The sequence below is a fragment of the Pseudomonas sp. NDM genome, from assembly GCF_003105095.1.
Taxonomy (GTDB): domain Bacteria; phylum Pseudomonadota; class Gammaproteobacteria; order Pseudomonadales; family Pseudomonadaceae; genus Aquipseudomonas; species Aquipseudomonas moraviensis_A.
In genome coordinates, this window is sequence record NZ_QETJ01000171.1 from 1 (window position 1) to 9,420 (window position 9,420).

The following is a 9,420-nucleotide window of genomic DNA, read 5'->3' on the forward strand; positions in this document are numbered from 1 at the left end:
CCCCTGTGGGAGCGAGCCGGCTCGCGAAAGCGGCCTTTCAGCCAAAATCCAGGTTGAATGACACACCGCGTTCGCGAGCAGGCTCGCTCCCACAGGATCGCGCTCAGACCGTGAAGGTGATGGCTGACAAACGGTGACAGCGCACAGGCATGCTCATTGACGCAAATCGGGTTTATGATGCCCAACGGCAGAATAATACGAGTCCCCCCAGGGATGACCTCGACCCCTTACGGAGCGCGCAATGCAGACTTTGTTTCCGCAGATCAAACCCCACGCCCGGCACGATCTGGCTGTCGATGACACCCATACGCTGTACGTCGATGAGAGTGGCTCGCCGGAGGGTTTGCCGGTGGTATTCATTCACGGTGGCCCCGGCGCCGGCTGCGACGCCCAGAGCCGGCGCTATTTCGATCCGAATCTGTATCGCATCGTCACGTTCGACCAGCGCGGCTGCGGTCGCTCCACCCCGCATGCCAGCCTGGAAAACAACACCACCTGGGATCTGGTCGAGGATCTCGAGCGCATCCGCAAACATCTCGGCATCGAAAAATGGGTGCTGTTCGGCGGCTCCTGGGGTTCGACCCTGGCGCTGGCCTACGCACAAACCCACCCGGAGCGAGTACACGGTCTGATCCTGCGCGGGATCTTTCTCTGCCGTCCGCAGGAAATCGAATGGTTCTACCAGGCCGGCGCCAGCCGTCTGTTCCCCGATTACTGGCAGGACTACATCGCACCGATCCCGCTGGACGAGCGCGACGACCTGCTCACCGCTTTCCACAAACGCCTGATCGGCAACGACCAGATCGCCCAGATGCATGCGGCCAAGGCGTGGTCGACCTGGGAAGGGCGCACCGCGACCCTGCGGCCGAACCCGCTAGTCGTCGATCGTTTCTCCGAGCCGCAGCGCGCACTGTCGATCGCGCGGATCGAATGCCACTACTTCACCAACAATGCCTTCCTTGAGCCCAACCAGCTGATCCGCGACATGGGCAAGATCGCCCATCTCCCCGGCGTGATCATTCACGGTCGCTACGACGTGATCTGCCCGCTCGACAACGCCTGGGAATTGCACCAGGCCTGGCCGAACAGCGAATTGCAGGTGATCCGCGATGCCGGCCACGCCGCGTCCGAGCCGGGCATCACCGATGCGCTGGTGCGCGCTGCGAGCAAAATGGCCCAGCGCCTGCTCGACCTGCCACTCGAAGAAGCATGAAGGCGCTGTTGCAGCGCGTACGCGGTGCGCGGGTCGAGGTCGCTGGCGAGGTGGTCGGCGCGGTCGATCAGGGTCTGCTCGTGCTGGTGGCGGTAGAACCCGACGACACGCGTACCAACGCCGACAAACTTCTGCATAAGCTGCTTAACTATCGGGTATTCAGTGATGCCGAGGGCAAGATGAATCTGTCCCTGACGGATGTGGATGGCGGGTTGCTGCTGGTCTCGCAGTTCACCCTTGCCGCCGACACCAAAAGCGGCCTGCGTCCGAGCTTTTCCACGGCCGCACCGCCGGCGCTGGCGGAGGAATTGTTCGACTATTTAATGAGCCAGGCGAAACAGGTGCATGGCACTGTGGCATCAGGTAGATTCGGCGCCGATATGCAGGTGCACCTGGTCAACGATGGCCCGGTTACCTTTTTGTTACAGACCTGACAGTGCCTGAAACGCTTTTTTCGGAAATTTCGACTGTTTTTAGGCTGTTTTCGCGATAAATACTTTGTTACCCCTGATGCGTTGTCATCCGGGCTACTAGATAATCGCGCGCTGCGGGGATCGACATTCGTTGATCCGTTTTGACTTAGGTAGAGACTTGTCTGGATCCGATTGGGGAATCATTTTGCCCCGGCGGAGTCGGAACAATGCTCGCCAACTTGGCAAGGGTGCCCTGAAAGGTCGGTTTTTCACTGCCGAAAACCCTAAAGGCACTTCATCTGGCCGTTGGTTTATTGATCTGTTTTCGGCGAGGGTTGCTCGTGATTGTTAGTCCCTGTAATGCAGCAAAAATGTCTGCCAAACGCATGCGAAGTGCTCTGGTAGCGGGTTCGGCGCTCCTGTGCCTGCTCAGCGCCGGTCAGCTTTGGGCGTTCAATCTTGACGACGTATCGGCCAAGGCCAAAGAGCTGGCCGGGCAGAAGTTCGAAGCCCCGCGCAGCAACCTGCCGAACGAATTCCGCGAAATGAAGTTCGCGGACTACCAGAAGATCCGCTTCCTCACCGAAAAGGCTGAGTGGGCCGATCAGAAGACGCCGTTCAAACTCTCCTTCTATCACCAGGGTATGCACTTCGATACGCCGGTGAAAATCAACGAAATCACCGCGAACACCGTCTCGGAAATCAAATACGATCCGAGCCGCTTCGATTTCGGCGACCTGAAATTCGATCCGAAAGCTACCGAACAACTGGGCTATGCCGGTTTCCGTGTGCTGTACCCGATCAACAAGGCCGACAAGCAAGACGAGATCATGACCATGCTCGGCGCGAGCTACTTCCGCGTCGTCGGCAAGGGCCACACCTATGGTCTGTCGGCCCGTGGTCTGGCGATCGATACCGCGCTGCCGTCCGGTGAGGAATTCCCGCGTTTCCGCGAGTTCTGGATCCAGCAGCCCAAGCCCGGCGACAAGCACCTGGTGATCTTCGCCCTGCTCGATTCGCCGCGTGCCACCGGTGCCTATCGTCTGATCCTGCGTCCGGGCAGCGACACCATCGTCGACGTCAAGGCCCAGATGTTCCTGCGTGACAAGGTCGGCAAACTGGGCATCGCGCCGCTGACCAGCATGTTCCTGTTCGGCGCCAACCAGCCGTCGAAAGTCCTCAACTACCGTCGTGAACTGCACGACTCCAGCGGTCTGTCGATCCATGCCGGCAACGGCGAGTGGATCTGGCGTCCGCTGAACAACCCGAAACATCTGGCCGTGAGCAACTTCAGCGTCGAGAACCCGCGTGGTTTCGGTCTGCTGCAGCGTGGCCGCGACTTCAGCCACTACGAAGACCTCGACGATCGCTATGACAAGCGCCCAAGCGCCTGGATCGAGCCGAAGGGCGAGTGGGGCAAAGGCACCGTTGATCTGGTAGAGATTCCGACCGCCGACGAAACCAACGACAACATCGTTGCGTTCTGGAGCCCGGAAAAAATGCCGGAGCCAGGCCAGCCGCTGGACTTCGCCTACCGCATGCACTGGACCATGGACGAAGCAGCGATCCACGCGCCGGACAGCGCCTGGGTGGCGCAGACCCTGCGTTCGACCGGTGACGTCAAGCAATCGAACCTGATCCGTCAGCCGGATGGCAGCGTTGCCTATCTGGTCGACTTCGAAGGCCCGTCTCTGGCGGCCCTGACGCCGGACGCCGACGTGCGCAGTCAGGTCAGCGTCGGCGACAACGCCGAACTGGTCGAGAACAGTGTGCGCTACAACCCGGAAACCAAGGGCTGGCGCTTGACCCTGCGGATGAAGATCAAGGACGCCAGCAAGGCGACCGAGATGCGCGCTGCACTGGTTCAGCCAGTGGTCACCGCGGATCTGGCCAAATCGGTACCGGCCTCCAATTCGTCGGTCGCCAAGGCTGACAAGGTTGCCGCCAAGCAGCAGGAGAAGCTCGACAAGGAAGCCAAGGCCGCCGAAGCCAAACAGGCTGAAGCCAAGCCTGCAGCCGATGCCAAGGACAAGGCCAACAAAGACGCCAAGCAGCCAGTCGCTGCCGACGCGGCCCCAGCCACACCGGAATCGGCGCCGACTGAAGAAGTCCTGACCGAGACCTGGAGCTATCAGTTGCCTGCCGATGAGTAACTCACAAGTACAGCCAGAGACTCTGTCCGAGTATCTGGCGCATCTGCCGATGACCGACGAGCAACGCGCGGAACTCGCGGGTTGCCAGTCGTTCAGCGAGCTGCATGAACGCCTGTCGTCCTCGACATTCGACGCCCCTGCCGAAGCCGCCCAGGCCTCGGTGGGCAAGCGCCTGACCCTGAGCACTGCCGAAGAACTGGCCGAAGCGGAAATGCTGGTGCTGGACGCCAGCGGCCGGGTCAGCCTCAAGGCGACCCCGCCGATCCGCCGTACCAAGGTTGTGCCGGAGCCATGGCGCACCAATATTCTGGTGCGTGGCTGGCGTCGTCTGACCGGGCGCACCAACCCGCCGCAGCCGCCGAAGGACGCCAATGTCCTGCCGGCCGCGCGCTGGCGCACTGTCGGTTCGATCCGTCGCTACATCCTGTTGCTGCTGATGCTCGGCCAGACCATCGTTGCCGGCTGGTACATGAAAGGCATCATGCCGTACCAGGGCTGGTCGTTCGTTGATCTGGATGAAGTGCTGCATCAACCGCTGCTGCAAACCGCCACGCAAGTGCTGCCGTATGCGCTGCAAACCAGCATTCTGATTCTGTTCGGGATTCTGTTCTGCTGGGTGTCCGCCGGTTTCTGGACCGCGTTGATGGGCTTCCTTGAGCTGCTCACCGGTCATGATAAATACCGTATCTCCGGGAAAAGCGCCGGTAACGAGCCGATCCCGAAAGATGCGCGTACTGCGCTGGTGATGCCGATCTGCAACGAAGACGTGCCGCGTGTATTCGCCGGTCTGCGTGCAACGTTCGAATCGGTCGCCGCCACCGGTGACCTGGATCGTTTCGACTTCTTCGTTCTCAGCGACAGTAACGACACCGATATCTGCGTTGCCGAGCAGCAGGCCTGGCTGGACGTCTGCCGCGAAGCCAAGGGCTTCGGCAAGATCTTCTATCGCCGCCGCCGCCGCCGTGTGAAGCGCAAGAGCGGCAACCTCGACGACTTCTGCCGTCGTTGGGGCGGTGACTACAAGTACATGGTCGTGCTTGACGCCGACTCGGTGATGAGCGGCGAATGCCTGACCAGTCTGGTGCGCCTGATGGAAGCCACGCCGGACGCCGGGATCATCCAGACCGCGCCGCGGGCGTCGGGCATGGACACCCTGTATGCGCGCATGCAGCAGTTCGCTACCCGCGTGTACGGTCCACTGTTCACTGCCGGCCTGCACTTCTGGCAGTTGGGTGAATCCCACTACTGGGGTCACAACGCGATCATCCGCATGAAGCCGTTCATCGACCACTGCGCCCTCGCGCCGTTGCCGGGCAAGGGCGCGTTCTCCGGTGCGATCCTTTCCCACGACTTCGTTGAAGCTGCGCTGATGCGCCGTGCCGGCTGGGGCGTGTGGATTGCCTACGATCTGCCGGGCAGTTACGAAGAGTTGCCGCCGAACCTGCTCGACGAACTCAAGCGTGACCGTCGCTGGTGCCACGGCAACCTGATGAACTTCCGCCTGTTCCTGGTAAAAGGCATGCACCCGGTGCACCGCGCGGTGTTCCTCACTGGCGTGATGTCCTACCTGTCGGCGCCGTTGTGGTTCTTCTTCCTCGTGTTGTCGACCGCGCTGTTGGCGGTGAACACGCTTATGGAACCGCAGTACTTCCTCGAACCGCGTCAGCTCTATCCACTGTGGCCACAATGGCACCCGGACAAGGCGATCGCGCTGTTCTCGACCACCATCGTGCTGCTGTTCCTGCCGAAACTGTTGAGCATCATCCTGATCTGGGCCAAAGGCGCGAAAGAGTTCGGCGGCAAGTTCAAGGTGACCCTGTCGATGCTGCTGGAGATGCTGTTCTCCATGCTGCTGGCGCCGGTGCGGATGATTTTCCACACGCGTTTCGTCCTTGCCGCTTTCCTCGGCTGGGCCGCGACCTGGAACTCGCCGCAGCGTGACGACGACTCGACCCCGTGGAGCGAAGCGGTCAAGCGCCACGGCCCGCAGACCTTGTTGGGCTTCTGCTGGGCACTGCTGGTGATCTGGCTGAACCCGAGCTTCCTCTGGTGGCTGGTGCCGATCGTCGGTTCGCTGATGCTGTCGATCCCGGTGTCGGTGATCTCAAGCCGCGTCGGTCTGGGCCTGAAATCCCGTGACGAGAGCCTGTTCCTCATCCCTGAGGAATACAATCCGCCACAGGCCTTGCTGGCAACTGATCAGTACACCCACGAAAACCGTTATCACGCCCTCAACGACGGCTTCGTCCGCGCCGTGGTCGACCCGCAGCAGAACGCCCTGGCGTGCTCGCTGGCGACCTCGCGTCACGGCCAGGCCGAGCCGATCGAGTGGCTGCGTCAGGAGCGTGTGCGTCACGCGATCAAGGTCGGCCCGTCCGGGCTGAACAACCACGATCGCCTGCAACTGCTCAGCGACCCTGTTGCACTGGCACGCCTGCATGAGCAGGTCTGGGCCGAAGGTCTCGCCGAGTGGCTGGACGCCTGGCGCGCCTCGGTGAAAGCCGATCCGCATGCGCCGTTGCTGCCGCTGCGACCGGTGAGCCTGCAGGCTCAGCCGGCTTGATAAAAAAACCCCGCGATGTTGCGGGGTTTTTTTTGGCCTGCTGAAAAGCCCCTCACCCTAACCCTCTCCCGGAGGGAGAGGGGACTGACCGGGTTGGATATTCGAGATACGCCGACCTGAGATATCGAGTCGACCTCGGATTTGAACAGCATGAAGATCGGCTCCCTTTCCCCCTCGCCCCCTTGGGGGAGAGCGTTGGGGTGAGGGGGTAGCTCTTGATTGTTAAACAAATTGTCCATTAAACCTTGTGCAAAAAAACGAGTGCGTTAGCATCCGTCCCCGAATTGGCGCACCCGGGCTTTTTTGCCTGTGACTGTTGGTTTTCGCGCCGCACACGCAATGGTTTTGGGGACTTGAAGATGAAGAAGTATCTGTCGATGCTGCTGGTCGGCGTCACGGCACTGGTTGCAGTCAATGCGGCGCAGGCCGGCGCTATCGATGACGCGGTCAAGCGCGGCTCGCTGAAAGTCGGCATGGACCCGACCTACATGCCGTTCGAGATGACCAACAAACGCGGCGAAATCATCGGTTTCGAAGTCGATATCCTCAAAGCCATGACCAAGGCCATGGGCGTCAAGCTCGAGCTGGTCTCGACCGGTTACGACGGCATCATCCCGGCGCTGATGACCGACAAGTTCGACATGATCGGCAGCGGCATGACCCTGACCCAGGAGCGCAATCTGCGCCTGAACTTCAGCGATCCGTTCATCGTCGTCGGCCAGACCCTGCTGATCCGCAAGGAGCTGGAAGGCACCATCAAGTCCTACAAGGACCTGAACACCGCTGACTACCGCATCACCTCCAAGCTCGGCACGACTGGCGAAATGGTCGCCAGGAAGCTGATCTCCAAAGCCAAGTACCACGGCTACGACAACGAGCAGGAGGCTGTGCTCGACGTGGTCAATGGCAAGGCTGACGCCTTCATCTACGACGCGCCGTACAACGTCGTTGCCCTGAACAAAGTGGGGGCCGGCAAGCTGGTGTTCCTCGACAAGCCGTTCACCTACGAGCCGCTGGCCTTCGGTCTGAAGAAGGGCGACTTCGACAGCCTCAACTTCATCAACAACTTCCTGCACCAGATCCACGAAGACGGCACCTACGATCGCATCCATGACAAGTGGTTCAAGAGCACCGAGTGGCTCAAGGACATGGAATAAGCCCGGTCACCTTTGGCGAGGGAGCTTGCTCCCGCTCGGCTGCGAAGCAGTCGTACACCCGTTGACTGGTTTTGCCCGACGTTGCGCGGTGGCTGATTTCAGGGCCGCTTCGCAACCCAGCGGGAGCAAGCTCCCTCGCCACAGAGGCAGCGGGCACCCTGATCGTTATGGATTTAGCTCTTGATGAAACAGAAAAAAGCCCAATGGCCCTGGCACGTCCTCACCGTGCTGGTGCTGGTCGGCCTGGCGGGCGCGTTGTATTACGCGACGTCGCTGATGTCCTACGAATGGCGCTGGAATCGCGTGCCGCAGTACTTCGCTTATCAAGCTGAAGAAACCCAGCGCGCCGCGGATATTTCCACCGTCACCGACTTGGTGCGCAAGGGCGGCAGTGCCGAGGTCACCCTGCGCAACGACGCCGGTGACGAGCAGAAGCTGACAGTCGACGAGAACAGCCTGCAATTCGCTCAGGGCGACGATGTTGCCGAAGGCGATGTCGTCGGCGTTACCCGGCACTGGGCGGCAGGGCCGCTGTTGTGGGGCCTGTGGACGACGTTGTGGCTGTCGCTGGTATCCGGCGTGCTCGGCTTGCTGATCGGTCTGGTCACTGGCCTGTGCCGGCTGTCGAGCAACCCCACCCTGCGCGATCTGTCGACCATCTACGTCGAGCTGGTACGCGGCACGCCGCTGTTGGTGCAGATTTTCATTTTCTACTTCTTCATCGGCACGGTGATGAACCTGTCCCGCGAGTTCGCCGGGATCGCTGCGTTGTCGCTGTTCACCGGCGCTTACGTGGCGGAGATCATCCGTTCCGGCGTGCAATCGATCGCCCGTGGTCAGAACGAGGCGGCGCGCTCGCTCGGTCTCAGCGCCGGCCAATCGATGCGCCACGTGGTCCTGCCGCAGGCGTTCAAGCGGGTGCTGCCGCCGCTGGCCGGGCAGTTCATCAGTCTGGTCAAGGACACGTCGCTGGTGTCGGTGATCGCCATCACCGAGCTGCTGAAAAGCGGTCGGGAAGTCATCACCACCTCATTTTCGCCGTTCGAAATCCTGTTCTGCGTCGCCGGTCTGTACCTGTTGATCAACCTGCCGCTGTCGAAAATCGCCAGTCGGCTTGAGCGGAGGCTCGCGCAAAGTGATTGAAGTCCGCGATCTGGTAAAAGTCTTCGACACCCGTGGGCAAGTGGTGCGCGCGGTGGACAACGTCAGCACCACGGTGGCCAAGGGCGAAGTGCTGGTGGTGATCGGCCCGTCCGGTTCCGGCAAGTCGACCTTCCTGCGTTGCCTCAATGGTCTGGAAGAGTTCGATTCCGGCTCGGTGAGCATCGACGGCCTGCAACTGGCCGACGCGAAAACCGACGTCAATGCTTACCGCCGCGAAGTCGGCATGGTCTTCCAGCATTTCAACCTGTTCCCGCACATGACCGTGCTGGAAAACCTCTGTCTGGCGCAGAAAGTCGTGCGCAAGCGCGGCAAGAAAGAACGCGAAGCCAAGGCCATGGCGTTGCTGGAAAAGGTCGGCATTGCGCAGAAGGCCCACGAGTTTCCGTCACGCCTGTCCGGCGGTCAGCAGCAACGGGTGGCGATTGCCCGGGCGCTGGCGATGGAGCCGAAAGTCATGCTGTTCGACGAACCGACCTCGGCCCTCGACCCGGAAATGGTCGGCGAAGTGCTCGACGTGATGAAAAACCTGGCCGTGGAAGGCATGACCATGGTCTGCGTCACCCATGAGATGGGCTTCGCCCGGGAAGTGGCGGATCGGGTGCTGTTCTTCGATCACGGCAAATTGCTCGAAGATGCAGCGCCGGCGGAGTTCTTCGATGCACCGAAGGATCCGCGGGCTCAGGCCTTTCTAAGACAGGTTCTTTAACGGCAAAAAAGATCGCAGCCTTCGGCAGCTCCTACAGGGTTTTGTGTACAC

General features: G+C 61.0%; 7 protein-coding genes. All 7 read left to right on the forward strand.

The window, feature by feature from the left end:
- Positions 1–241: 241 nt before the first annotated feature.
- The 7 genes from pip to DCO47_RS23025 all read left to right on the forward strand — a co-directional run bounded on the left by pip (position 242) and on the right by DCO47_RS23025 (position 9,369).
- Complete coding sequence (gene pip, locus DCO47_RS22985; RefSeq protein ID WP_041477549.1) at positions 242–1,213, forward strand: prolyl aminopeptidase; 972 nt, start codon at positions 242–244, stop codon at positions 1,211–1,213.
- Entirely contained in the window at positions 1,210–1,647 is a 438-nt protein-coding gene (dtd, locus tag DCO47_RS22990) for a D-aminoacyl-tRNA deacylase (RefSeq protein ID WP_116658987.1), read from the forward strand. The genes pip and dtd overlap by 4 nt, the downstream gene beginning before the upstream one ends.
- A 350-nt stretch (positions 1,648–1,997) precedes the next feature.
- Positions 1,998–3,779 carry a glucan biosynthesis protein G gene (locus DCO47_RS22995; RefSeq protein WP_161806073.1) on the forward strand — a complete coding sequence of 594 codons (1,782 nt, stop codon included), beginning with the start codon at positions 1,998–2,000 and terminating at the stop codon, positions 3,777–3,779.
- Positions 3,772–6,342, forward strand: a complete 2,571-nt coding sequence (mdoH, locus tag DCO47_RS23000) for a glucans biosynthesis glucosyltransferase MdoH (RefSeq protein WP_065615427.1) — start codon at positions 3,772–3,774, stop codon at positions 6,340–6,342. The genes DCO47_RS22995 and mdoH overlap by 8 nt, the downstream gene beginning before the upstream one ends.
- A 359-nt stretch (positions 6,343–6,701) precedes the next feature.
- The gene (locus tag DCO47_RS23010; RefSeq protein ID WP_039756640.1) at positions 6,702–7,499 is read left to right on the forward strand and encodes a transporter substrate-binding domain-containing protein; all 798 of its coding nucleotides are present in this window, start codon (positions 6,702–6,704) and stop codon (positions 7,497–7,499) included.
- 183 nt (positions 7,500–7,682) lie between these two features.
- Positions 7,683–8,642 carry an amino acid ABC transporter permease gene (locus DCO47_RS23020; RefSeq protein WP_083354022.1) on the forward strand — a complete coding sequence of 320 codons (960 nt, stop codon included), beginning with the start codon at positions 7,683–7,685 and terminating at the stop codon, positions 8,640–8,642.
- A complete protein-coding gene (locus DCO47_RS23025; protein ID WP_042608674.1) occupies positions 8,635–9,369 on the forward strand; it encodes an amino acid ABC transporter ATP-binding protein in 735 nt (244 codons plus the stop codon). Before DCO47_RS23020 ends, DCO47_RS23025 begins: the two co-directional genes overlap by 8 nt.
- The last annotated feature ends 51 nt before the right edge of the window (positions 9,370–9,420 follow it).